The organism is Enterococcus sp. DIV0712 (assembly GCF_050554855.1).
Classification (GTDB): Bacteria; Bacillota; Bacilli; order Lactobacillales; family Enterococcaceae; genus Enterococcus; species Enterococcus faecalis.
Genome location: NZ_CP187333.1, coordinates 2,544,958 through 2,569,283 on the forward strand (window position 1 = coordinate 2,544,958; position 24,326 = coordinate 2,569,283).

The window sequence follows — 24,326 nt, forward strand, 5'->3', positions numbered from 1 at the left end:
AACGGCGGGACAGGAGCAGCTTCTTCTTATTGCTGAGAAACACTATTTGAAAAGCAAATAGATGTTAAACAGTACCTACTTGGTTCTTGAAGCTAAACACTCCTGTCCCAACCTCTTGTCTTAATTACTCGTACTACTTTCACTAGTGGTGCTTTTTGAATCATTTGCTTTTGAATAATAAACCGTAACAGAGTCGCCTTTTTTAACTTTGCTGCCAGCGGATGGGCTAGTTCGTTCAACGACTTGGCCATCGCCAGAGCCAGATAATCCTTGTTCATTGATTTTAAGGCCAGCGTTATTGATGCTGTCTTCTGCAGCTTTTGGCGAATAACCTGAAATATCAGGAACAGTTACTGAGTCACTGCCTTTGCTGACATGTAAAGTAATCGTGTCATTTTTCGGATCAACAGCGGTACCAGAAGCTGGTTCTTGACTAATCACGGTATCTTTTTCAACTTTGTCGCTTTCTTCGTCCACTCGTTTAATTTGAGATTCTGGGATACCTAAAGCAATTAAGCGACTTACCGCATTATCGTAAGAAATTCCGCTATAATCAGAAAGTGTCACTTTGTCGCTACCTTTACTTACATATAACGTCACTTGGCCATTTTTAGGTGTCACGGTGCCACCTGGTGCGGGGTCTTGCGTAATGACTAAACCTGGTTCTACCGTATCGCTTGCTTGGTCGACACGCGTAATTTGAGATTCAGAAATGCCTAATTGTGCCAGTGCATTTACTGCATTTGTGTAAGAATAACCGGCGTAACTAGGCAAAGTAACCGCTTCTGGTCCTTCACTGACCGTTAAAGTGACTTTGTCTTTTTTCGGATCAACTTTTTTACCTGCAGCTGGTTTTTGTTTAATAATGTTATCTGTAGACACAGAATCACTGTATTCTTTTTTCGTTGTAATTTGGTCTTCTGAAAACCCTAGTTTTTTCAAGGCTTCGACAGCAGATTCATACGATTCGTTTGTATAATCGGCCATCTCAATTTTTTCTGTTCCAGAGCTGATATATAAAGTAACAGATCGGCCTTTTTTCACAGATGATTTTGCTTCGGGGTCTGTTTTGACCACCTTGCCTTCTTCAATCTTATCATCGGGAATTTTTTTGGTTTCACTATCGACTTTCAGCCCGGCACTTTGTAGCGCTTGTGAAGCGGCCGCTTTCGTTTCATTTGTAACATCAGGAACTTCAACGTCTTTACCACCCGACATTGCAAAGGCTAAGCCACCTATTGCTAAAGCAATTAATGCCGCAATTGCTAAGCCAATCCACAATTTTTTGCGGTTTTTCTTCGGTGGTTGTTCAGCTAAAATGTCATCTGCGATATCTTCTGGAACTTCGACAGGCGTTGTCTCTTCCGGTTCAGCGATGTCTTCGGGAATCGGAGTTAATACTTTCGTTTCTCCTAATAAAGCCGTTGGTTCCCACGCAGGTTCGTTTAAACGACTGGCTGACAAGGACGTGTATAAGTCTTCTGCCATCTCATTCGCTGTTTTGTAGCGATCGCTTGGGTCTTTTGCGGTTGCATGACGAACCACATTTTCCAATGATTGAGGAATCCCTGGATCAAACATTTTAACAGAGGGAATTTCTTCTTGGAAATGTTTTAAGGCAATCGTTACGGCTGATTCACCATCAAAAGGTACATTCCCTGTTAGCATTTCATAGAGAATAATTCCCACAGCGTAAATATCTGATTGGTTGGTCGCCATGCTTCCGCGCGCTTGTTCTGGCGATAAGTAATGCACCGAACCTAACATTGTGTTCGTTTGCGTAATTGACGTTTCTGACAAGGCAATCGCAATCCCAAAGTCAGTAATTTTGACTGTGCCGTGTTCGTCAATCAGAATGTTTTGCGGTTTTAAATCCCGGTGAATAATTCTATGTTCATGTGCCATTGCGACAGCAGATAAAATTTGTTGCGTAATGTCCACAACTGTGGAATAAGGGATTGGGAAATGCGTTTGGATGTAACGTTTTAAGTCCATTCCTTTCACATATTCCATGACTAAATATTGTAGTCCATCTTCTTCGCCTACATCGTACACACTGACGATATTCGGGTGAACCAGCTCAGTTGCGGCTAGTGCTTCACGCTGAAAACGTCGGATGGCGGCTTGATCGTTTTGGAAGTCAAAGCGCAAGACTTTTACTGCAACGTCTCGGTCTAAAATTAAATCGTGTGCTAAATAGACGTTGGCCATGCCGCCGCTTCCGATGCTGCCAATAATGTGATATCGACCATTCAGCTTCTTGCCGATTTCTATCATTGGTTTTCCTCCTTCTGTTCGTCAAAGTGTATCACTAACACGGTAATGTTATCTAAACCACCCGCTTCATTTGCTTGGGCAACGAGTTGGCTTAATTTGGATTCTAAGGGATCTGACGTCTCTAAAATTTCTAAAATTTTTGTCTCAGGAACCATATTGGTTAAGCCGTCCGAACATAACAGTAAATAGTCATTAGGCAGCCATTCATGATTGGTTACATCGACTTCGACAGTGCCAGGCATTCCCAAAGAACGTGTTAGGACATTTTTTCGTGGATGATTTGCAGCCATCTCACGAGTAATCTCCCCTGATTTTACTAGTTCATTCACTAAAGAATGATCTTCTGTTAATTGTAACATGTGTTGGTCACGAACTAAATAAGCACGACTGTCCCCCACATTTGCTAAGACAAATGAATCCGGTAAAAGGATGGCACCAACCACGGTTGTCCCCATTCCTAAATACTCTGGTTTCGATTGTCCGCGTTCATAAATTTTTTCATTTTCCTTTTGAATTGCTTGAATTAACCACTGTGCAGATTTTTCAGCTGAGTCGACAGACGCATTGGACCAACTCTCACCTAAATTATTGACTGCCATTTGGCTAGCGACATCACCTGCTTGGTGACCACCCATGCCATCTGCTAAAACAGCAAAGGTTATGTGTTGTTGGTTCTCAAAAACGTTGGCATAATCTTGGTTCGTATTTCTTTTGCGACCGACATCTGATTGAACGTTGATTTCCAAATTATTTCACCTCATTTGAACTAACTTTCCGCATACAGCAAATAAAGAAGCCATCTGTCATGTATTGATGGGGATACAGAACCAGTTCTTGCTCTTTTACTACTGCTTGGACGTTTTCATTTGCAACAATTTCAATTTTTTCAAATTCAGGGTGTTTGGCTAAAAAGGCTGCCACCACTTCCTGATTTTCTTCTGACGTAATAGTACAAGTGCTATAGACCATTATACCCCATTGTTTTAGTGTTGGGGCAACACTTTCTAAGATTTCTAACTGAATTTTAGGTAAATTTTGAAAATCATTGGCCGTTTTATGGTATTTAATGTCTGGTTTACGGCGCATTAGCCCTAAGCCTGAACATGGTGCATCAACTAAAATCCGATCAAAGGTTTCTGCGGGAAATTCTTCGGCCACTTGTCGCGCATCAAGCTTTTCTGCTTGGACGACATCCGCCACATGGAGGCGTTGCGCATTTTCATTAATTAGCTTAATTTTGTGCGCATGAATATCTAAAGAAGTCACACGACCACCTGCTTCAGCCTCTAAAAAAGTTGCGATATGAGTCGTTTTGCCACCAGGAGCCGCACAAGCATCCAAAACACGATGATGCGGTTCAATTTGCATCGCTGGAGCCACGAGCATAGAGCTTTCATCTTGAATGGTTAAACAACCGTTAATAAACAGTTCACTACCAGCTAAGTAGCCTTTTTCAGCGACAACACCATAAGGGGAAAGTTGACTTTCCTTCGCGGCAATCCCTGTTTCTTGTAATTCTTCCAGCGCTTCTTCTCGTGAAATAAACCGTGTGTTTACTCGACCACTCGCATGGCTTTTTTCAAATAATGACAAACCTAACTGCCGTGTTTCTTCTTCGCCTAATTGGGCAAGTAATTTTTCTGTTAACCAACGTGGCATGCTAATTTCCGTTGCTAAACGATCAACTGGATCGCTAATTGCGGCCAAACTAGGTGCTCCATTTCGTTGGAACGCCCGCAGCACGCCATTCACGAATTTACCAATCCCAGGATTGCCACGACGTTTGCCAATTTCAACCGCTTCATTAATGACTGCATGATCGGGCACTTTATCTAAATAAAGTAATTGATATAACGATAAAATCAATAAATTTTTCACCCAATTATCGACTTTTTGCGGTTTCTTAACAAATGGTGTTAAGTAGTATTCCAACAATAATTTGCGACTAATTGTGCCGTAGACAAGTTCTGTAAACAAGCGGCCATCTTTCTCGCTTAGTTCTGATTTTGTCATCATTTCATTAAGTAAAAGATTGGAGTACGCCCCACCTTTATCCACACGTTCGATGGTTTCTAAAGCAACGTATCGAACAGAACGTTTTAATTTCTTGGGGATTTTTTCAGCCATTTTTGTTAGTCCACCTTATCTTTTTCTGCGACATTTTGACCAACGCCATTTAAAAATTCTTGAATCGTTAATTGACCTTTACCTGCTGGTTGCAGGCGATCAATTTGAAGGACTGTCCCTTCACCACAAGCAATCCACAGCGCTTTTTTACTACGTTGGATAATCGTTCCTGGGGCGCTGGTTGTTGTTTCAGTCAGTGGTGTCACTGCCCAAATTTTCCAGTTGGTCCCTTGGTAGGTTGTGAACGCTGTTGGCCAAGGACGCATACCACGCACTTGGTTATCAATTGCCTCAGCGGTTTTTTGCCAGTCAATTCGTTCTTGTTCTCGAGTAATATTTGGTGAAAAAGTAGCCTCTTCTTCCACTTGTGGAATAGGCGTGATTTCGCCAGCAATTAGCTTAGGTAACGTCTCTAATAAAAGTTCTTTTCCTAGAATGCTTAATTTTTCAAACATGGTGCCTACATCGTCTTGTTTCGTAATCGGAATTGCACGTTGCGATAAAATCGCGCCAGCATCCATTTTTTTCACCATTTCCATAATCGTGACGCCTGTTTCTTTTTCTCCTTCAATAATCGAGTAATGTACAGGTGCGCCGCCACGATATTTTGGTAAAAGTGAGGCATGGACATTAATCGCACCTAGTTTAGGCGCTTTTAAAATTTTCTCTGGTAAAAATTGTCCAAAGGCTGCTGTCACAATTAAATCTGGTGCTAAGTCAATCACTTTTTCCATTTCAGGAGAACCTGAAATTTTCTCTGGTTGTAAGACTAATAAGTTATGTTTTAAAGCTGCTTCTTTGACAGGCGTTGGGGTAATCACTTTTTTTCGGCCAACTGGTCGATCTGGTTGCGTGACAACCGCTTGAACGTCATAGCCTGCCTCGATTAAACTTTCTAAAATCGGAACAGAAAAGGCTGGTGTGCCCATAAATACAATTTTAGTCATCAAAATGTTCCTCCATATACGCTTCTAAATCTTCTGGTGCAATTTTCTCAATCATTTTGTCGATAAATAACTCGCCATTCAAATGATCAATTTCGTGTTGAAAAGCTCGAGCTAAATAGCCGTAAGCCGTAACTTCCATTTCTTCACCTTCACGGTCAAAATAACGGACAGTCACTTCATCTGCTCGTTCAACGGTTCCATATGTTTCTGGAATACTTAAACAGCCTTCCACATCAATACTGGTTCCCTTTTTTTCAATAATCACTGGATTAATTAGTTCAAAATGACCAGATTCTTCATCGATTTCAATCACTGCCATTTGCAAATTTTTACCAATTTGCGGGGCTGCTAAGCCAATCCCATCATGGGCCAGCATTGTTTCATACATATCCTCTAGTAACTGCACAATTTCATCGGTAATAATCGTCACAGGTTGAGCCTTCATTTTTAAGTGTTCGTTCGGGTGAATCACAACTGGATAGCGCATAAGTGCTCCTTTCAAAGCTGTATTTTTTAAATAAAATTCATGGGTTCTGCATCAATGGAAAGCTTTAAGCCACGAGCCGTTGCTCGTTGTGTATCGGTTAAAATTTCTTTCAATAATGGTTGAAGCATTGGTTCTTGTTTATACTTGATAATCACTTGATAAAAGTATCGATTATTGACACGCATAATTGCGTTGGGCGTTGGTCCCAACAAAATAGCTTGCGGCGATAAGCCTTGTTTTAATTTCGTCGCAATTTGAAACATTTGTTTCGCTGCTTCATTTTCTTCAGGATGGCTAGCCGTAATTTGGACCGTAAAATAGTACGGCGGATAATCCCCACGATGACGGATATACATTTCTTTTGTATAAAAATCTTCATAATCTTGGGCTTTTGCCAATTGTATCGCATAATGCTCGGGGTTAAAAGATTGAATGATGACTTCCCCCGGTTTTTCAGCGCGACCAGCGCGACCGCTGACCTGTGTCAATAACTGGAAGGTCCGTTCACTGGAACGAAAATCGGGTAAATTCAAGGCGGTATCAGCATTTAAGACACCGACTAACGTCACATTTGGAAAGTCCAGTCCTTTGGCAATCATTTGTGTGCCTAATAAGATATCCGCTTGTCCTTCACCAAATGTTCGCAAAATCTTTTCATGTGCACCTTTGCGACGGGTCGTATCAACATCCATTCGGAGAATACGACTGTCTGGTAACAACGTTTGTAATTCTTCTTCTACTTTTTGTGTGCCTGTTCCGTAGTAGCGAATTTTATCTTGGCCACAGTTAGGACAGCGATAAGGAATCCGTTCTTCATGTCCACAATAATGACATTTCATTGTTTTACTATCCATATGCAAAGTTAAGGAAATATCACAATTCGGACACGGCAACACATAGCCACAATCGCGACACATCACAAATGACGAATAGCCACGGCGATTAAGTAGGAGAACACTTTGTTCGTTTTTCTCTAAGCGTTCTTGGAGTTTTTCTTGCAACGACATGGAAAAAGAAGAGACATTGCCATTTTCTACTTCTTGCCGCATATCCACTACATCAATCGTAGGCAAGGTTGCCGCTTGATTGGCACGCTGTGTTAATCGTAACCGCTGATAAACATTTTTTTGTGCGCGAGCGCGTGATTCCAAGGACGGCGTGGCACTACCTAAAACAACAGGGCAATGATGGTACTCCGAACGCCAAATCGCTAAATCTCTCGCGTGGTAGCGGGGGGTTTCTTCTTGTTTATAACTTGCCTCGTGTTCTTCATCAATAATGATCACACCGATGTTTTCGATTGGCGCAAAAATGGCAGAACGCGCACCAACCACCACTTCCGCTTCTCCTCGTTCGATCTTCCGCCACTCATCGTATTTTTCACCTTGCGATAAGCCACTGTGCATTACAGCAACATGTTCGCCAAAGCGACTTTTAAAGCGTTGCACCATTTGCGGAGTTAAAGAAATTTCAGGAACAAGCATAATGGCTGTTTTGCCTTGGTTAAGAACTTCTGCAATGACCTGTAGATAAACTTCTGTTTTCCCGCTTCCTGTAATACCTTCCAATAAGTAGGTTTGGCTTTGCTGTTCTTGGACCGATTGTAAGATTGTTTCCACAGCCACCTGTTGTTCTGCGTTCAAAGATAACGCAGTCGTTTTTTCAAACGTCTGATTAGCAAACGGATCACGATACGCTTCTTTTTCAACGAACGTTAACCAGCCGTTTTTGGCCGCTTCATTTAAAAGCGCGGTACTGAAACCTAATTCTTTCATTTCCTTCACAGCGGTGACTTTTTCAGTACCCAAGCGTTGTAAATAGTAAAGAAGTTGCTCTTTCTTCTTAGCTCCCTTGCGTAAACCCAAACGAATTTCCTCTAGTTGTTCAAATTCCTTAGCGGCTTGAATGAAGCGGACCATTTTGACTTTATTTCTCGTCGTAACTTCGTAGCGAATATCGACTTTTTGCTGTTTACGCAACGCCATTAGTTGAGGCAAAAGCCCACGTTCTTGCGCTTGGTCCCACGAAATTTCCTCTAAACCATAAAATAACTGATCTTGTAATTCTTCAGAAAGCTCATCCGTTAAATAAATATATTTTTGGTAATCGGCACGCATTACGCTAGGCAACATGGTTTGCAAACAAGTGATTTTAAAAGCAAACGTTTTTTCCTTCATATAATCAGCTAAAGCCAACATTTCTGTATTTAAGACAGGTTTTAAATCCAACACCGCCACTAGTTCTTTCAACTGAACATTGGTTTCGTCAAGAACCATTGCAGCCATTGGTTCAATGGCTAAAACAAACCCTTGAACATGCCGATTACCGTTACCAAAAGGCACTTCTACACGCATGCCGACAGCCAATTGCTCATTTAAATTTTCAGGAACTAAATAAGTGAATGGTTGATCGGTTTGCATCGTTGGTACATCCACAATAACTTTGGCTACTTTTTGCATGGTGCGTCCTCCTTTTTATGTAAATTCTCTTTGCCTATTGTACTAAAGATTGACTGATTTGTCTTGTGTGTCTCGTTGGCACCTTTCAGAATAAACGAAGAGAAAGCCTCTGAAATAGACAGACGGCTTTCTCCATTCGTTGACAATCATTCAATTAATTTTTTTCGTCACGTAAACGGTTTTCTAATTCTTTTTGTTCTTGTTCACGTTGGCGTTTGCGTTCTTCACGTTCAATGCGTAGACGTTCGCGTTTTTCTTCAGGATTTGGATCACTGATCACTGTTCCTGCTTCGATTTCTTCTAACGCACGACCTACACTTTTTACAGAATCAAAGGATTCAACGGTTGGTTGAACGCCTTCATCTAATTCATGCGCACGTTTGCTTGCTAAAATAACCAAAGAATATTTTGAAGGGACTTCTTTTAACAATGAGTCAATTGACGGTTTTAACATCATAAGGCTACATCTCCTCTAACATTTTAATATATTTTCCAATTACACGGTCAACACGGAAGTGCTCACTCGCGATAATGTCTTTAATTCGTTGCACGGCTAAAGGAACTTCATCATTCACTACCGCATAATCATACAGCGCCATCATTTCGATTTCTTCTCTGGCCACAGCCATTCGTTCTTCAATCACAGACATTTCGTCTGTTCCGCGGCCAATAATTCTTGATTTTAATTCCGCTAAATCGGGAGGTGTCAAAAAGATAAATACGCCATCAGGCACTTTGTCTTTGACTTGTTTAGCCCCTTGGACTTCGATTTCTAAAAAGACGTCTTTGCCTTCATCTAGCGTCTGGTTAACATACGTTAATGGTGTCCCATAATAGTTACCAACATATTCCGCATATTCCAACATTTCTCCAGCTTCAATCATCGCTTCAAATTCTTCTCTTGAACGGAAATAGTAATCTACTCCATCCACTTCGCCTTCTCGCTGTTTCCGAGTGGTCATTGAGATTGAATATTGAAAATCATTTTCTTCACTGTCGAAAATAGCCTTTCTTACAGTCCCTTTCCCCACTCCTGAAGGACCTGACAATACGATTAATAACCCGCGCTCTGACATAACGACTTCCTTTCAAAACATAATTTCACAGTATTAGTTCTATTTTGCACTTTTTTTCTGCAATTTTCAAGACTTTCTTGGAGATTCACTGAAAAAATAACATTTCTTCTTTAATTTGGCTTTCATAACTTGTTCTTTTTTTAAACAAATTACCTAGAATTCCTATACAGGCAGCCATTTTTTAAGTAAAATGAAGTGATGACTCCTTTAGGATGAAAAAAACGTGAATAAGAAAGGACTGAGAAACATCGCACGAATTAAACCATTTACATTGTTTCTGCTAGGCTTAGTTGTCAGTTGTGGGGCCTTTTTTGCCCAACCTACTGTGACTCACGCAGAAGAAGATATTACCGCGATTGCTAAAAAAATGGGGACGACCCTGAAAGCGGATGGCATTCCCAAAGCAGCCATCGTTGTTGATGCTGATTCTGGAGAAATTCTCTGGTCGCAGCAACCAGATTTAGCGTGGAATCCTGCCAGTATTGCCAAAGTGATGACCATGTACTTGGCCTTTGAAGCAATGGAGCAAGGAAAATTTACAATGGATACGACTGTGACTGCTACGCAAAAAGATGTCGATATTTCTAAAATATATGCCATTAGTAATAACAAAATTACGTTAGGTGTTGCTTATCCAGTCCGTGAACTGTTAAAAATGATTGCTGTCCCCTCTTCTAATGTGGCGACTCTCATGTTGGCAAACTTAATTTCAGGGAACCAGCCTACTGACTTTGTTCATTTAATGAATCAAAAAGCGGCTGAATTAGGGATGACAAATACTACCTATTACAACTGCAGTGGAGCGCAAGCAAGTGCCTTTAACGGCCTGTATCAAATGCAAGGAATTGACCCAAATGGCGATAACGTCTCTACAGCTAGAGATTTAGCTTCACTAACCTATCACTTTCTGAAAAATTATCCAGAAATTTTAGAAATCACCAATAAACCAGTGGTGAAAACAATGGTCGGCACGCCTTACGAGGAAACGTTTGAAGCGTACAATTATTCTTTACCAGGCGCTAAGTATGGTTATCAAGGCGTGGATGGTTTAAAAACAGGCTCTAGTCCAACAGGCGGCTTTAACTATATTGCGACTGTCAAACAAGGAGATTTCCGTTTAATTGAAGTCATTTTAGGCGTTGGTAATTGGCAAAACCAAGATGGTGAATACGAACGGCATGTGGCTGGGAATGCTTTGCTGGACTATGCCTATACGACATACGAACGCAAAAAACTTTTAGACAAAGGACCACAAACCATTGATCACAAAAAAGTCACTTTGGCTAACAATTTATACGGTGTCATTCCCAAAGGCAGTCAGCCTACTTTTAAATTAGTAGCAGGGCAGGTGCAAGTCGACACGCCTTTGACATTGTTAAATAGTACTGTTCAAGCGCCGAAAGTGGCTTACCAAGAAGTTAAGCCAAAACAAACAACAGCTGAAGCTGCGGAAGAATCAAACGAACATTCTGGGGATACCACCGTTGCAGAACCGAATCATTTTATTCCCAAATCGATTGCCACAAGTGTTTTAGTCCTTTTCGGACTAATCTTCTCAGTAATTACCCGTCAGCTTCAAAAACGTTTAGAACGTCAGAAAAAACACGGCAAAGAAAGCAGTAAAACTGCATCCATGCGGACAATCTTTTTAAGTGCCGCAGTTCTTTCTTTCCTATGCGCCGTTGGCTTGTTTCTTTTATTCTAATTAAAAAAAATACCACCAAGCGTGAAATGCTTGGTGGCATTTTTTATAAGCCCATATTAGAAAGCGTATTGACCACGTTCATCAATTCATCGCGACGACGAACTTGTTTGTCGACAGGGCCGTCAACTTCTTTCACGTCAATGCGAACAACAAAGTGACGATTCAAAGTAACAAACGTGTCTTCGTTAATTTGGATATTTAATTCTGTTTCAGAATAGCTTGCACAAGCATCTTGCCAGACGTCAAATGGTTCTCTGTCTGAAGCGACTTCTGTTTTTACCACAGAACGACCACTTAATTCTTGAAAGGTTACATCATAAAATTTAGTCATTGCTTTCACCTCTGTCATTTATTCGTTACTTCTATATTATAGCGTTTTCTGGAAAAACACGAAACCATTTTCTCTATTCGACATTTTGAATTTGTTCACGAATCTTTTCTAAGGTTGTTTTCATTTGAACGACACTATTTTTTATTTCAATTGGACTTGATTTCGAACCAATCGTATTGACTTCACGGTTCATTTCTTGAATTAAGAAATCTAGTTCTCGGCCCACTGGTTCTGTTTCGTCAAGCAACTGATGCAACTTATCAATATGGATATCCAAACGATCCAATTCTTCATGAATATCGCCTTTTTCCAATAAAATGGCCATTTCTGTTAATAAGCGTGTTTCATCCACTTGGCTACCTAACCATTCGTTTAATTTCGCTTCAAAACGTTGACGGTATTCTTGTTCAAAAACGCCCACAAACGCTTGCAGCTCTTGAATTGATTGGGTCAACACTGCTACATAGTCAAGCAGGACTTGTTTAATTTGCGTTCCTTCTTGCACACGGCTTTGGTCAAGACTAGCGATGGCTGCTTCAAATGCTTGAACAAGAAATGGTTCAAATGTCTGATCAACAATTTCTGCTTCCACTATTTCGACAAAATCATTTTGCTTTAATAAATGGTTGACCGTGTCCCCTGCATCAAACGTTGCTTCCGGATATTTTTCCTTTAAATGTTGATCTACCGAAGTTAATAATTGATCAATTAAGTCCCACTGCACGCGCACTTCTTTTTGATTGTTGCCGATTTTTTGGAGATTTACATAGACTTCCACACGTCCACGTTTTAACGTGCGTTTGATTACTTGCCGAATCACCAGTTCATAGGCATTCAGTTCCTTTGGCATACGCAACTGAATATCTAAAAACCGCTGGTTGACACTTTTGACTTCGATATCCAATTGATAATTTTCATTTTGAATGGTCTTTTTTCCAAATCCAGTCATACTTTTCATTGACAGGGTGCTCCTTTTACATGGATTTAATTGTTTTGCTTAATTCAGCAAATTCTTCGTTAGTTAAGGTGATGCCTTTACCCATTTTTTCGTGATCAGGGGCCCACTCACGCAAATCAAATTTTGGTGGACGACCATTCCAACTAATTAAATTCAATTCTTTACGCCAGCCACGAGCATTCTCAGATAACACAGCGACTTCTTCTAAAATTTCATATGAAAATTCTTCTTTCATAACATTCACTCCTTGTTAGTATTCTCCTTAGGTTATTGTACCATCTTTTCCTCGACACTTAAAATACACATCTCTTTTCTATCACCCTGTCTATATAAACATACGCAACTTTTTCAAAAAATCAGTAAAAAAAGCGACAACTGCTCGTTTCAATCGTGTCAGTCACCGCTTCTCTGTTTATTCTTTTTCTGTATAAAGATCCACCACTTCAAAACTTTGGCAAACTAACAACATGTCGGGATAAAATTGTAGCTGATAGGGGGCCAGTTCTTCTTTAAAGAACCGCGCATGCTCTTCATACCAATAATCCAGCGTCAAATCTCCTTCACCTTCCGCTTGTGCAAAAGATTCTGAGACCTTATTCATGGGCATAATTTCAACTTTGGTTGTTCGAATAATAGCCAGCGGTTGAGACTGACCATCTAAAATTATGTCGTATTGACCAGCTTTAGGGAGTTGTTCTTCTTCCATCTTATAAATATCTAAAGAAGAACATGTCGCTGTCTTACGACCAGAAACAACCAATTGACCCAAACGATTACCCATCTCAGAAGAGCCATCACCAAACATCCACACATCGGGCATCAACATATCTAATTCATGTTTATCTAAAAAGTTTTGCCAGAACACTTCTACATTTTTTAACATCCTTTGCTCTCCTTTTTATTTTTACTTCACGCAACCTTCTTTCACTAATTATACATAACTGATTGCTTTTCTCCTATACTATTTTTACAAAATGAAAACTAAAATAATGTCAGTAGTATTTGGACAGAAAAAAAAGAGGACTAAGTAACAAAACTTAGCCCATCTTTTTATTTTGCTTGTCGTTCTTTGATTTTCGTGAGTAAAGATTGAACATGCTGGCGTGCCGAAGCTTCATCTTCTTGAAGCATTTTTTCTGATAAAATAAAGGAACCGCCCACTGCTAATACTTCTTTGGCTTCCACATACTCTATAAAGTTTGTTTCATCAATCCCACCAGTTGGTAAAAATTGAACATCATAAAACGGGCCACTTAAACTTTTGATGGCTTTTAACCCGCCATAAATATCGGCTGGGAAAAATTTAACCACTCGTAAGCCATACGCCAGCGCTCGCTGAATCTCCCCAGGCGTAGCTGTTCCTGGAAAAATAGGCACCTCATTTGCCAGACAAAAATCAATGACTTCTGGAACAATCGCTGGGGAAACAATGAACTGTGCACCGCTCCCTACTGCCTCTTGGGCTTCTTTCAAGGTTCGAACAGTTCCTGCGCCTACTATTAAATTCCCTGAAGCAGCAAGTTGTTTGATGGCAGGCAAGGCCAGCTGACTCCGAAAAGTGACTTCAATAAACGGTAATTCGTTTTCTACTAAGACCGATTCTACTTGTGGCAAATAGCGTAAATCTGTTGCAGTGTATAGTGGTAAAAGTTTACATGTCGCTAATTGTTGATACAGTTGATTTTTTTCAACTTTTGTTTCCATTCTGTCACTTCCTATTTTGTTTGGCTTTGGTTGCTTCGTACAGTCCTTGAATATAGGTCAACCCCATTGCTCGATCATATAAACCATAACCAGGCATCGCTTTTTCATCCCAAATTGCCCGCCCATGATCAGGACGAATAACACCTTCATACCCTACATCTACCAGTGCTTGCATTAATTCCGCCATATCTAACGAACCAGCGACACTCGGATGCGCCGTTTCTTCAAAACGATGCTCACCTAAATACTTCACATTGCGGAAATGAACAAAATTAATTCTGTGACCTATTTCACGAATCATAGTAGGCAAATCATTCGTCGGGTCCGCACCGAGGGAACCTGTACAAAATGTAATCCCATTTGCTGGTGAGTCCACCAAGGAAAGGATCCGTTTTAAATCCGCTAAATTTTTAGTGATTCTTGGCAAACCAAAAATTTCCCAAGGTGGATCATCGGGGTGAATCCCCATTTTGATATTTTCTTCTTCACAGACAGGAATCACACGTTCTAAAAAGTAGCGCAAATTTTCGACCAAATCTTCTTCTGTTACGCCAGCATACATGGCTTTCAATTCTTGAAATTGTTGCAAACGCTCCTCTTCCCAACCTGGTAACCGGAATCCTTTTGACTGACTGTGAATCAATTGATACATGTCTTCTGGCTGCATGTTCTCTACCACAGCTTGATCAAATAACAACGATAAACTGCCATCTTCATTCTCATACGCCAAGTCCGTTTTAGCCCAACCAAAAATAGGCTTGAAACTGTAGCACACTAAGGAAATTCCACATTTCCCCAAGTTACGTAACGTTTGGCGATAATTATCAATATAGTGGTCTCGTTGATCCGTCCCCGCTTTAATGGCATCATGAATAGCGACACTTTCAATTCCTAAAAGCGCTAATCCTTCTTGTTCCACCGATTGTTTAAGTGCCTGAATTTCGGCTACAGTCCAAACATCACCTGGTAGTTTATTTAACAAGGTACCGACAACACCAGTAATTCCTGGAATCTGTCGAATATGTTTTAACGGAATGGCATCGCCTGCCGCTCCGTACCATCTAAATCCCCATTTCATTGCTTTCACCCTTTACTACATTCTTAAAAATCATCGTCCTCATCCTCTTCGTCCTCAAAGGAAGTCATAGAAATATCCCATGCTTGCACACTTTCTTTGCCTTGCGCAACAATCGCTTGCGCCGCTTCAGCAATCGGTGTGCCCAATAATTGATGGTTTATCGCTTCTAAGACCATTGGTAGGTTGGTACCACTCACCACAAAGATTTTCTTTTGTAGAGCTGGTTCGAGTTCGTTAATCACCAAAACTGCCTGATTGTAAGGACTCGCACTTAATAAGTCAACCATGACCAACACGCCATCCCCTTGTTGGACGTTCTCAATCGCTGTTTTAATTTGTCCGCCTAGTGCTTGGACATCGTCTCCACTATTTAGATTAACGGTTTCGATATTTTCGGTTGCGCCCATAATCACGGTAGCTGCGTCTTTCGCACCGTCACTTAGTGCACCGTGTGTAGCAATCACAATCCCTAACATAAAAGTTCCTCCTTCAGTTCAGTGGCTTGAGTCATTACTTCAAACAGTCATGCAATGACTCAAGCGACTGGCCTTTTATAAATTAAATTTGCCTAAAACCTCTTTTAAACTAGTTTTTGGTGCAGAAGGCGTTGCTTGGAAATAAATATCTTCTACGCCATACACCTCATGTAGTTCTTTTAATTTTTCAGCATCTTCTTTGTTTAAATAAACAGATTTGGTTACTAATAAATCTTTTTCTGGATTCTTCTGTGCAATACCGCCGATATTTAACTCCTTCATAGGGACTCCGTGTTTTACTAAGTCATAAATTACAGAGACGGTTTTAGCGATTAAAATACAGTTGTACTCTTTGAATTGGTATTCATCCCAATAAAATTTAGCTTTTTCCGGCGTAATGACAATGGTTTTTTGTCCTGTCCGACTGCCTGCACTTTTGTATAAATCACGCATAAATTTATCCTTTGCCACCACTTCATCGACAACGAAAATGGAATTAACGCCACTTTTTTGGGACAAGGTCACCATCACTTGTCCATGAATTAATCGTTCATCTACTCTTGCTAAATTTACTACGCCCATCTGATTCACGTCCTTTTCTTTTTATAAAATACCGACTGTTGCTAAGACAATTAAGATACCTGTTAACCACAATAATGCTTGCGTAACTTTCAAGCCTTTTTTCGTATAGAACCAATACACGCCCATTACGACAGCTAGCGGCAAGAGTCCTGGGACAATCTGATCAAGGATATCTTGAACCACAAACTCACGGCCAGAAAGTTTAAATTGAAGAGTTGAAGAAACTTTGACATAATTACCAGCTAAAATCCCCATCATGAACAACCCTAAAACAGATAACATTTCAATGGCTTTTTGAATCCCAGCACTTTGCATTAAGCCTGTAGCATTCCGCCCCATTTTGAAGGATTGTCTCGCAAAGAACACACCTAACAGTACTTGATAAAGGGCAAACGCCACAAATGGGAAAATCGCACCTAATGCGCTACCTTGTTGCGCCCACGGCACCGCAATCGCAATAAAAATATATTGAACCGTGCCTGAGTCAATCGCATCACCAATCCCAGCTAACGCGCCCATCAAGCCAGCTTTGGTGTTATACATTAAATCATCTTGCATCATGATTTCGCGGCCTTCATGTTCTTCTTTGGCCCGCTCTTGTTCCATAGAAGCCATCAACCCAGTAATGACCCCGCCGCCCCAACTTAATTGCGTATTGAAAAACAGCAGTTGACGCATATAAGCGGCTTTTAATTGTTCATCGTCTTTATACAATTTCTTTAAAAGTGGCATCATTGCGTACAATAACGAAGGCGCCAAGTAACGTTCAAAGGAATGGGGAATTTCATTGGCAAAATGCCAACGGAGATAGGCTTTTGTAACATCTTTATTGGTAATTTCTTCTGGTGCTAAATTCGTTGTTTTCGGCACGACTTTTTCTGTTGTTTCCGTCATTTCAGTTCCTCCTTTTTCTTTTAAAACCCGTCATCGTAATCGTCATCATCATCAAAATCAGTGGTGGCACTGGCGGAACCAGCACTTTCTGCTACAGGTTTGCCTTTTTGGACTTGCACAAAAATTAACGCAATAATTACGCCAAAGATGGCATACGTTACCATGGTAATTTCCAATGACTTAAAGACGATACTCATGAAGTATGCAAGGAAAAAGAAAACCAAGAAATCTTTTCGACCAATGACATAGACCGTTGTCGCAATCCCAATTGCGGCTAAACCACCACCGACTACTTCTAACACGTGAATCACAACGGTTCCTTCTAATGCTTTAATAATATCGGCAATGACTGGTGCCCCTAAATAAAGAGCAAAAAAGACTAATGGAACGAATAAAATAAATGAGGCAATCGTTGGATACCAGATAATTGAGCGGGCAATTTTTTTAGAATTTAGTTCAGCCACCGCACGATCGGTATACTTCCCTAAAAACGTGTTAATAAAGAAACGGAATTGATATAAATAACTCCCTAAAAGACCGACAGGAACCGCTACGGCGATAGCCGCTTCCGGCTTCAAATTCCCTAGCAACGCAACTGGCACAGCAATCGCTGCCGCAATTGATGGTTCTGCTGGCATAGAGCCACCTGGTGAAAAAACACCCATGTAAATCATTTGTAATGCTGCGGTGACAATCATCGCTTTCGGGACATCGCCCATCACTAAACCTGCTACTAACCCTGTCATTAAGGGCGAGAAACGCAACGTTAACGTTGCTCCTCCTCCAAGCCATCTGGACATAATTGCTGCCACCCAAAGCGCCATTATCAAACTTTGTAAAACACTTAACGTTTCCATAGTTCCTCCTTCTTATCCTTGGTTTTGGATATACTTTTCTAGCTCTTCAATCCCTTGACGTAAACGTTCTTCCGAAATCTCAATAGGAATTAAATGAACCTTTTCTTTTGAATCAATAAATTGAACCATTGCATCGAGTACTGCTTCTTCTTCTGGGTAAAGGCCCATTTGTCGTAACGACATGGGCAAGTTTAGCTCTTGATAAAAAGGGATTAATGCGTCTATGATGGCCCACCTTTTTTCCAATGCTAATTGATAGAAGATGCCGTAAGCTACTTTTTCGCCGTGTAAATAGTCATGACTTTTGGGTAAAAATTTACTCATAGCATCATGCATGGCGTGTGCTGCTGCATTGCGGGCGTATTTGTCGCCGAAGCCGCCGACTAATCCAGAAACAGCGAAAACAATTTCTGAAAGATGGACAAATTCAGGCGTGAGTTTGCCCTCATCCATCGCTGCTAAGGCTGCTTTTGAGTCCCGCATAATCGCTTCTTGCGAAAGCTTGGCGGTCGCTCCCGCTAATTGTAAAAAGGGTTCCCCTTGCAAATGGGCTTGGCGTAAAATGGTCTCTGATTCATACCATTTCGCTAACGTATCAGCTAAACCAGCGACAAAATAATCACGGGGTGCATCAAGAAGCAACTTAGGATCGGTGATTAAAAACGCAGCTTGGCGAAAGAAATGTTCCGTTTTGCCTTCGGCCGCGCCATTTTCTTGATACATCACAGCTAACGGTGTCCACGGCGCACAGTTACTAGCCAAAGTGGGGACCAAGCCAAAATTCAGATTGTTTAAATGGGCGCTGTAGCCCACTAAATCGGCTAACTTACCGCCGCCGACTCCCAGAAGAAAGTCAATCTGGTGTTCCTTTATTTGCTGTGAAATTTGTTCGGCGCCAAAATAACTACATTCTCCTGTGTAAGTGTGATAGAAGAATTGATACTCTGAATCTGCCAAGAATGGTAAAAATGGCTGAGCTTTTTCAAAGGATACGGTGCCATGCACCACCAAAATTCGTTGGGCGTGATATTCCTTGAAAAGTGACGGCACCGAAGCTAAGGCGCCTTCGTGGTAACGATAAAATTGCGGTCCAACTTTCACTTTTAAATCAGTTAACATGCTCCTCCTCCTTCTTAACTAACGTAACGACTGACTTCTTGCACTGCCCGTTGAGGTAAAATACCTTGCACCACGTCTTCCACATCTTGCACGCATTTTTCTCCCATCGCTTGCAGGCATTCCATGGTATAAGCGGAGGTGTGCGGCGTCATTACTACATTTTCAAACGCAAGATAAGGATGATTTTTCCGACCTGGTTCCTCTTCTAAAACATCTGTCCCAAGCCCAGCAATTTTGCCCGATTGTAAACCGGCGATCATGGCTTCTTCATCAATCAAGGCGCCTCGTGCGCTATTGGAAAGATAGACGCCGTCTTTCATCTTGGCAATTTCCGCCGAGCCAATCATGTGATAACTTTCTTCAGTTAAATTGGCACATAAACAAATGATGTCTGCTGAAGCTAGCAACGTATCTAAGTCTACTTTTTTGGCTCCATAACTTTGCAGATAAGTGGCGGATTTATAGGGATCATACGCTAACACGTCACAGCGAAATCCGTTTCGTAACGTCTCCACGACACAACTTCCTGTGTTCCCAACACCAATGACACCCACAGTTTTGTTAAATAACGTCCGACCGACAAAATTCGCTCGTTTTTCCCATTGATCCGCTTTAACGCTGGCATCTGCAGCCACGGTTTGTCGTAAAACAGCTAGTAAATTTGTGACATTGTTTTCCGCCACGGCATCTCGTTCTACTAAAGCTGGGATGATGGAAACAATTGTGTCATGCTGTTTTGCAGCGTCTAAATCGATGTTGTTATACCCAATGCCATGGCGAGAAATCAGCAATAATTCATCTTTATGTTCAAAAAATTCTTTCGTGAAAAATGGCGTCACGCTAGCAATAATAATCGTATATCCTTGTAAACATTCCGCTAACTCTTTGCCACCAATTTCACTGTCGACTGTAAAATGCTTTACGGTGCCTATTTTTTCTAAGCGCGTCAAGTGTTCAGGAAAAATTTGACCAAAACTACTGGAATTCACTATGGCAATTTTTTGTTTTTTTAACATGACTAAACTCCTTTACTGACTTTTTACGACTTCATGCCCGCCAAATCCTTGTCGCAAAGAAGCGACCACTTTGTTTGAAAAATGATTTGCTAGCATACTTTCATTTCGAGTAAATAAGGACAACGCCGTAGTTGGGACGGGCATCTCCAAACGCAATGCTTCTTCAATCATCCATTTGGCTTCGCCATTTGCTGCCACTTTCCCTTCTAGATTGGTTAACGTAGGATTTTCCGCAAAAACCTCTTTCGCTAAGCCCATCAAGCGAGCTTCAATAATCGAGCCGTGATTCCACACATCGGCTACTTTCTCCAACGCAAAATCATATTCGGCAGCTTCTAATAAATTGAATCCTTCGCCCATGGCTTGCATCATGACGTACTCAATCCCGTTATGCACCATTTTCAAATAGTGACCAGCTCCTGATTTCCCAGCATAAAGATACCCTTGTTCACAAGCTAAATCTTCAAAAAATGGGGTTAACACCTTGACAGCTTCAGGCGCACCGCCAACCATTAAACACGCTCCTTCCCGCGCTCCTTTGATGCCACCAGAAGTACCACAATCAATAAAATAAATTCCTTTTTCCTTAGCAAGCTGAGCATTCGCAACACTATCATGAAAATTTGAATTGCCACTATCCACAATGATATCCTCTGGTGCTAATTGCTCTACCAATTCTGCCACTAATTGATTGGTAATCTGACCAGCGGGGGTACTTAAAAAAATCACCTTCCTTTTGTTAAGCGCTTTCAATAGTTCCGGCAACGAATCTACAACGGAAAGCCCCTGCTCTCTAGCAGTCGCTCTTGCTTCTTTTGTCACATCAAAGCCAATAATGGGCCAGCCTTGTTCGTGAACATTTAACGCCATGTTCAAACCCATTTTCCCAAGTCCAATAAAGCCAATGTCCATTTTTCTTTCACCTGCCTCTTTTGATACTTCAATCATAAAGGATAAAAAAAATAATGTAAACGATTACACTAATTAAAAAATATTTTTTATTTTTTAGCAAAAATCTTGCCTACTCAAAAGGTAAAACGTTTTTATTTTTAAGGAGCTTTCATACAAAAAACACAAGTAAATCTCTTGGTATCACGTTCTTTTTACTGGCTACTTTCTTTAGTTGAGAGAAGTCTTTTCAAGACCCCTTCATTTTTCAGAAAAAAGATTATTTATTTTTTTTTGGCTTTTTTAAAGAATTTCTTTTTTGTGGAGAAAAAGAGAAATTGTATTTGTCCTCTTTTTCCACTATAATCAGTCTATACCAACAATGAAAAGGCATTCATTCTATTTTAAAAAATAAGATTGGAGGAACGTGTTAATGAAAAACCACTATTTGGATCAACGGATTCGGATCAAAAAACCGAATTTGAGCCTCACAGAAAAGAAAATTTCCGATTACTTTGTTCATTCTGAATCATTATTGACACAAATGACGTTAGAAAGTCTTGCCAACGAAATTGGCGTCTCCCAATCTTCCGTGTATCAATTTGTAAAAAAGATTGGCTATTCTGGGTTCCAAGAATTTAAAATTGATATCGCCAGGAATTCTAATTATCAGCCGACTTTTCAAAACGTCAATAGCGTGAATGGCGCCGATGATATTTCACCAGATGATGATAGTATTACGATTGCTAAAAAAGTCTTACAAGCCAATATTTATTCCCTCAGTAACGCCACACAGTTCTTAACAAAAGAGCTGTTAGATAACGTGTTGGCTTTGATGTACTCTGCCAAAACGCTTCACTTTTTTGGGCAAGGCGGCTCCTCGATTGTGGCTTTTGATAGTTTCCATAAATTCATTCGGACCAACTATCGGTGCAACTACATTTTTGATTACCACATGCAGTTAAGTTTTGTCACAAAATTAACCAGTGAAGATTGCGTGTTTATTTTTTCCCATTCAGGCAAAACCAAAGAATCAATCAACCTAGCACGACAAGTTAAAAAAACCAACGCAAAAATGATTACGTTAACTGGTAACAGCGGTTCAGAGTTGGCAGGCTTGTCCGACGAAGCAATTATTGTCGTCACCGAAGAAGGCTTGTTTCGTGCGGAATCCTTGGCTTCACGGATTAGTTACTTAACGGTAATGGATATTTTATACACAAATACGATGTATCACAATTTTGATCAAAATGCCGATTCCTTGAAAAAAATCCGTGATAACATTAGCACGACTAAGACCGATCCGCATTACTTGTCGTAAAGAAAAGTCTTATTTGTTAGTAGTTGCTTCTGCTCCCACCCTTTATCATTTTTAAGCCTGGAACAAAAATCCAAAATGATTGATGTTCCAGGCTTTTCCTTTGAAGTTTTAATCCTTTGCTTTCTCAGTGCAGCTACTCAGGATTTATATTTTTTATCCTTACGAACAGTATCATTAGAATCATCCAGATATCGACTACTCTGAAAAGTAGATTATACTCATACAGCCAAGTTGCTTGCGAACAGACAAGAAAGACTGAAAATATAATGGGTAGGCAAAATAACCTATCTTCTTTTTCCGTTATTGAAATAATTAATAGCGTTAATAAAAATAAAGGAATAAAGAGGAAGTGCATAACCATTTGAGTAACAACTATCGATACAGTAATCGTGTGCTTGTCAAATAGCTGAACTAGTATTGGATTAAACCAAACAATGGCGACTATTACTAACGAAAAATATTTAGTCACGCTTTCCAGCCTTATTACATACAACAAGCCAAAGAAAATTAGTAAACTAATAATGATATCTTTATAAGTAAAAAAATGTTCATAATTCATAATTTCTTTCGTTTCATCTCCACTCAACTTGCTTAACTATTCAAGGTTTAGGTAAATCACGTTTCCCATTTTCTCACATGATCGTTCAAAGAAACAGAACGTTGTTTGGTGTTTTAAAACGTAAAAGTTGAGCAACATATCCTGTCTAAACATTTACTTGGCAGTTTATTTATAGAAAAATTGTTACTTTCCAAATTTTTGTATGCTTTTTAGAAATGAAACCAAGCTTATGTTTTAATGCTTCTTATGCAAATCATTAAAACGAAATCCCCCAAATTTCGCAACTCTTATCATTTCAGATTGTGATGTTCGTCCAATTAAAAAGTGATAGTACTTCTTAACGTATCGTTATTAAATTTTAAATTCAAAGGGGCTACTCTCTTTAATTTTGTTTCTGATTTTTTCTAAAAGTACTGTTATGTAAGTAATAAGTTCTATACTGGACTTGTAATAGAAAATAAATTTAATTCTTTACAAAAATTAGTATAAGAGAACCCCTTTTTTCATTCTACGACATCATTAGCTGACGATATATAGCAAATTACAAACTAAGTTAATGACGTAGTCCTACTTTTTTCTTCTTTTTTTCTTACTTTTTTCTGCCTGTATTTTTTTAAAAAATTCTTGCCTATCTTCTAATTTCCAAGTACCCTGTTCTGTTCTTTCATATATCCAAATTTTTGTACACCGACAGGCGTTACGAAACGAGGTATGTTGTTTCGCTTCTTTATCCTGAGCAAGATTTAAACAAGAACGAGGAATTGAGAATTCTGGATGATCATGATATAAGCCAATCCCTAAACCAATCTTAGGCGTACTGATTGTGTTCGTCATAGGAATTGTTCTTAATTGTCCGTCAGCGCCTATTCTGACCACATCTGTCTTTATGCTTTTAATGTATTTCAATACCTGAAGCTTATCTTTTACTTTTCTTGTACTTTCTACCCAACATTTTGAAAAGTTCAATTTATTTCTTTTAAAGTCTCTATAAAATTCAATAGCATACTTACTTTTCATTCTTGACTTAGAGGTTTCTCTTTCATTAATATCATAATAACTTATCCCAATTAAGTGCAGAATACTCTCTCTAGTAAAACAAACTTCTAATTTTTCTTGTTTACTTTTCACGTTTCTTTTATAGAAATAAACTATTTTTTTATTAACAACTTCTACATCTAAAATTTCTAAAACGGCAATAAGTTCATCAAATAAATCTTTACAACTTAAATCACTTGCCACTAATTCTGTTAATCGGAAAGTTTTAGTTACTTTAGCTTCACCCATTCCATCCCTCCTCTACGTTTTCATTTTGATAAAAAAAAACAAACGTGCAAAAAGCACGTTTGTTGAAATATCTCATAAGAGGGTGCATTATTTTCAGCTTTCGCCTAGGCTCCTTCTAAGCCTTCGTACTTTAAATAAATATGCTGATAGTTTATCAACCCTCTGGCTACTAAATGTATCA

The 24,326-nt window shown here is 39.9% G+C and carries 24 protein-coding genes; 2 read left to right on the forward strand and 22 right to left on the reverse strand.

The features are described 5' to 3' along the window. Positions 1–120: 120 nt before the first annotated feature. The 8 genes from ireK to gmk all read right to left on the reverse strand — a co-directional run bounded on the left by ireK (position 121) and on the right by gmk (position 9,373). Positions 121–2,277 (reverse strand): serine/threonine protein kinase IreK, encoded by a 2,157-nt coding sequence (gene ireK / locus IGL42_RS12170; protein WP_002404016.1) that lies wholly within the window; start codon positions 2,275–2,277, stop codon positions 121–123. Further along, positions 2,274–3,023 carry a Stp1/IreP family PP2C-type Ser/Thr phosphatase gene (locus IGL42_RS12175; RefSeq protein ID WP_002354922.1) on the reverse strand — a complete coding sequence of 250 codons (750 nt, stop codon included), beginning with the start codon at positions 3,021–3,023 and terminating at the stop codon, positions 2,274–2,276. The genes ireK and IGL42_RS12175 overlap by 4 nt, the downstream gene beginning before the upstream one ends. Position 3,024: 1 nt before the next feature. Continuing rightward, positions 3,025–4,404, reverse strand: coding sequence for a 16S rRNA (cytosine(967)-C(5))-methyltransferase RsmB (gene rsmB, locus IGL42_RS12180; RefSeq protein WP_010710878.1), 1,380 nt, complete (start codon positions 4,402–4,404; stop codon positions 3,025–3,027). Positions 4,405–4,409: 5 nt separating this feature from the next. Then, positions 4,410–5,351 carry a methionyl-tRNA formyltransferase gene (gene fmt, locus IGL42_RS12185; RefSeq protein ID WP_002365369.1) on the reverse strand — a complete coding sequence of 314 codons (942 nt, stop codon included), beginning with the start codon at positions 5,349–5,351 and terminating at the stop codon, positions 4,410–4,412. Next, positions 5,344–5,838: a peptide deformylase gene (gene def / locus IGL42_RS12190; protein WP_002389420.1), complete on the reverse strand. Its 495-nt coding sequence runs from the start codon at positions 5,836–5,838 to the stop codon at positions 5,344–5,346. Before def ends, fmt begins: the two co-directional genes overlap by 8 nt. Before the next feature lie 26 nt (positions 5,839–5,864). After that, entirely contained in the window at positions 5,865–8,297 is a 2,433-nt protein-coding gene (gene priA, locus IGL42_RS12195; protein ID WP_010710877.1) for a primosomal protein N', read from the reverse strand. A 154-nt stretch (positions 8,298–8,451) separates the two neighbouring features. Beyond that, positions 8,452–8,754 carry a DNA-directed RNA polymerase subunit omega gene (gene rpoZ / locus IGL42_RS12200; protein ID WP_002354916.1) on the reverse strand — a complete coding sequence of 101 codons (303 nt, stop codon included), beginning with the start codon at positions 8,752–8,754 and terminating at the stop codon, positions 8,452–8,454. A gap of 4 nt (positions 8,755–8,758) precedes the next feature. Then, complete coding sequence (gene gmk / locus IGL42_RS12205; protein WP_002354915.1) at positions 8,759–9,373, reverse strand: guanylate kinase; 615 nt, start codon at positions 9,371–9,373, stop codon at positions 8,759–8,761. A 223-nt stretch (positions 9,374–9,596) separates the two neighbouring features. On the opposite strand from gmk, the gene IGL42_RS12210 reads away from it, so the two are divergent. Beyond that, on the forward strand, positions 9,597–11,078 hold the full coding sequence (locus IGL42_RS12210) for a DUF1958 domain-containing protein (RefSeq protein WP_104680674.1): 1,482 nt from the start codon (positions 9,597–9,599) through the stop codon (positions 11,076–11,078). Between the two features lie 43 nt (positions 11,079–11,121). On the opposite strand, the gene IGL42_RS12215 is transcribed toward IGL42_RS12210, so the two are convergent. From IGL42_RS12215 to gnd, 13 genes are all read right to left on the reverse strand, one after another. Further along, positions 11,122–11,427, reverse strand: coding sequence for a hypothetical protein (locus tag IGL42_RS12215; protein ID WP_002383233.1), 306 nt, complete (start codon positions 11,425–11,427; stop codon positions 11,122–11,124). A gap of 55 nt (positions 11,428–11,482) precedes the next feature. After that, on the reverse strand, positions 11,483–12,367 hold the full coding sequence (locus IGL42_RS12220) for a YicC/YloC family endoribonuclease (RefSeq protein WP_002387384.1): 885 nt from the start codon (positions 12,365–12,367) through the stop codon (positions 11,483–11,485). 16 nt (positions 12,368–12,383) lie between these two features. Further along, positions 12,384–12,602 (reverse strand): YdbC family protein, encoded by a 219-nt coding sequence (locus IGL42_RS12225; protein ID WP_002381076.1) that lies wholly within the window; start codon positions 12,600–12,602, stop codon positions 12,384–12,386. A 177-nt stretch (positions 12,603–12,779) separates the two neighbouring features. Beyond that, the gene (locus IGL42_RS12230) at positions 12,780–13,250 is read right to left on the reverse strand and encodes an ASCH domain-containing protein (RefSeq protein WP_002354908.1); all 471 of its coding nucleotides are present in this window, start codon (positions 13,248–13,250) and stop codon (positions 12,780–12,782) included. A 167-nt stretch (positions 13,251–13,417) separates the two neighbouring features. Further along, positions 13,418–14,071 carry a bifunctional 4-hydroxy-2-oxoglutarate aldolase/2-dehydro-3-deoxy-phosphogluconate aldolase gene (locus IGL42_RS12235; RefSeq protein ID WP_002396834.1) on the reverse strand — a complete coding sequence of 218 codons (654 nt, stop codon included), beginning with the start codon at positions 14,069–14,071 and terminating at the stop codon, positions 13,418–13,420. A 4-nt stretch (positions 14,072–14,075) separates the two neighbouring features. Next, on the reverse strand, positions 14,076–15,149 hold the full coding sequence (uxuA, locus tag IGL42_RS12240; protein WP_002388613.1) for a mannonate dehydratase: 1,074 nt from the start codon (positions 15,147–15,149) through the stop codon (positions 14,076–14,078). A gap of 23 nt (positions 15,150–15,172) precedes the next feature. Beyond that, on the reverse strand, positions 15,173–15,625 hold the full coding sequence (locus tag IGL42_RS12245; protein WP_002354905.1) for a PTS sugar transporter subunit IIA: 453 nt from the start codon (positions 15,623–15,625) through the stop codon (positions 15,173–15,175). Between the two features lie 75 nt (positions 15,626–15,700). Beyond that, a complete protein-coding gene (locus IGL42_RS12250) occupies positions 15,701–16,207 on the reverse strand; it encodes a PTS system mannose/fructose/N-acetylgalactosamine-transporter subunit IIB (protein WP_002354904.1) in 507 nt (168 codons plus the stop codon). Between the two features lie 21 nt (positions 16,208–16,228). Further along, positions 16,229–17,101 carry a PTS system mannose/fructose/sorbose family transporter subunit IID gene (locus tag IGL42_RS12255; protein WP_002354903.1) on the reverse strand — a complete coding sequence of 291 codons (873 nt, stop codon included), beginning with the start codon at positions 17,099–17,101 and terminating at the stop codon, positions 16,229–16,231. Between the two features lie 20 nt (positions 17,102–17,121). Next, a complete protein-coding gene (locus tag IGL42_RS12260) occupies positions 17,122–17,958 on the reverse strand; it encodes a PTS mannose/fructose/sorbose/N-acetylgalactosamine transporter subunit IIC (protein WP_002354902.1) in 837 nt (278 codons plus the stop codon). Positions 17,959–17,970: 12 nt separating this feature from the next. Next, a complete protein-coding gene (locus IGL42_RS12265) occupies positions 17,971–19,077 on the reverse strand; it encodes an iron-containing alcohol dehydrogenase family protein (protein ID WP_002359028.1) in 1,107 nt (368 codons plus the stop codon). Positions 19,078–19,091: 14 nt separating this feature from the next. Further along, a complete protein-coding gene (locus IGL42_RS12270; RefSeq protein ID WP_010710875.1) occupies positions 19,092–20,093 on the reverse strand; it encodes a D-isomer specific 2-hydroxyacid dehydrogenase family protein in 1,002 nt (333 codons plus the stop codon). Between the two features lie 12 nt (positions 20,094–20,105). Next, positions 20,106–21,041, reverse strand: coding sequence for a phosphogluconate dehydrogenase (NAD(+)-dependent, decarboxylating) (gene gnd / locus IGL42_RS12275; RefSeq protein ID WP_025191899.1), 936 nt, complete (start codon positions 21,039–21,041; stop codon positions 20,106–20,108). A gap of 373 nt (positions 21,042–21,414) precedes the next feature. Between gnd and IGL42_RS12280 the strand changes: the two genes are divergently transcribed. Further along, the gene (locus tag IGL42_RS12280) at positions 21,415–22,302 is read left to right on the forward strand and encodes a MurR/RpiR family transcriptional regulator (RefSeq protein WP_002383224.1); all 888 of its coding nucleotides are present in this window, start codon (positions 21,415–21,417) and stop codon (positions 22,300–22,302) included. Positions 22,303–23,428: 1,126 nt separating this feature from the next. Here IGL42_RS12280 and IGL42_RS12285 read toward each other — a convergent pair. Beyond that, entirely contained in the window at positions 23,429–24,145 is a 717-nt protein-coding gene (locus IGL42_RS12285) for a PBECR4 domain-containing protein (protein WP_002378980.1), read from the reverse strand. Positions 24,146–24,326 lie beyond the last annotated feature (181 nt).

Bases quoted from the DNA above. Each gene is read 5' to 3' on its own strand.
- ireK (WP_002404016.1), bottom strand. From the start codon at position 2,277: ATGATAGAAATCGGCAAGAAGCTGAATGGTCGATATCACATTATTGGC.
- rsmB (WP_010710878.1), bottom strand. From the start codon at position 4,404: ATGGCTGAAAAAATCCCCAAGAAATTAAAACGTTCTGTTCGATACGTT.
- fmt (WP_002365369.1), bottom strand. From the start codon at position 5,351: ATGACTAAAATTGTATTTATGGGCACACCAGCCTTTTCTGTTCCGATT.
- def (WP_002389420.1), bottom strand. From the start codon at position 5,838: ATGCGCTATCCAGTTGTGATTCACCCGAACGAACACTTAAAAATGAAG.
- priA (WP_010710877.1), bottom strand. From the start codon at position 8,297: ATGCAAAAAGTAGCCAAAGTTATTGTGGATGTACCAACGATGCAAACC.
- rpoZ (WP_002354916.1), bottom strand. From the start codon at position 8,754: ATGATGTTAAAACCGTCAATTGACTCATTGTTAAAAGAAGTCCCTTCA.
- gmk (WP_002354915.1), bottom strand. From the start codon at position 9,373: ATGTCAGAGCGCGGGTTATTAATCGTATTGTCAGGTCCTTCAGGAGTG.
- IGL42_RS12215 (WP_002383233.1), bottom strand. From the start codon at position 11,427: ATGACAGAGGTGAAAGCAATGACTAAATTTTATGATGTAACCTTTCAA.
- IGL42_RS12220 (WP_002387384.1), bottom strand. From the start codon at position 12,367: ATGAAAAGTATGACTGGATTTGGAAAAAAGACCATTCAAAATGAAAAT.
- IGL42_RS12225 (WP_002381076.1), bottom strand. From the start codon at position 12,602: ATGAAAGAAGAATTTTCATATGAAATTTTAGAAGAAGTCGCTGTGTTA.
- IGL42_RS12230 (WP_002354908.1), bottom strand. From the start codon at position 13,250: ATGTTAAAAAATGTAGAAGTGTTCTGGCAAAACTTTTTAGATAAACAT.
- IGL42_RS12235 (WP_002396834.1), bottom strand. From the start codon at position 14,071: ATGGAAACAAAAGTTGAAAAAAATCAACTGTATCAACAATTAGCGACA.
- uxuA (WP_002388613.1), bottom strand. From the start codon at position 15,149: ATGAAATGGGGATTTAGATGGTACGGAGCGGCAGGCGATGCCATTCCG.
- IGL42_RS12245 (WP_002354905.1), bottom strand. From the start codon at position 15,625: ATGTTAGGGATTGTGATTGCTACACACGGTGCACTAAGTGACGGTGCG.
- IGL42_RS12250 (WP_002354904.1), bottom strand. From the start codon at position 16,207: ATGGGCGTAGTAAATTTAGCAAGAGTAGATGAACGATTAATTCATGGA.
- IGL42_RS12255 (WP_002354903.1), bottom strand. From the start codon at position 17,101: ATGACGGAAACAACAGAAAAAGTCGTGCCGAAAACAACGAATTTAGCA.
- IGL42_RS12260 (WP_002354902.1), bottom strand. From the start codon at position 17,958: ATGGAAACGTTAAGTGTTTTACAAAGTTTGATAATGGCGCTTTGGGTG.
- IGL42_RS12265 (WP_002359028.1), bottom strand. From the start codon at position 19,077: ATGTTAACTGATTTAAAAGTGAAAGTTGGACCGCAATTTTATCGTTAC.
- IGL42_RS12270 (WP_010710875.1), bottom strand. From the start codon at position 20,093: ATGTTAAAAAAACAAAAAATTGCCATAGTGAATTCCAGTAGTTTTGGT.
- gnd (WP_025191899.1), bottom strand. From the start codon at position 21,041: ATGATTGAAGTATCAAAAGAGGCAGGTGAAAGAAAAATGGACATTGGC.
- IGL42_RS12280 (WP_002383224.1), top strand. From the start codon at position 21,415: ATGAAAAACCACTATTTGGATCAACGGATTCGGATCAAAAAACCGAAT.
- IGL42_RS12285 (WP_002378980.1), bottom strand. From the start codon at position 24,145: ATGGGTGAAGCTAAAGTAACTAAAACTTTCCGATTAACAGAATTAGTG.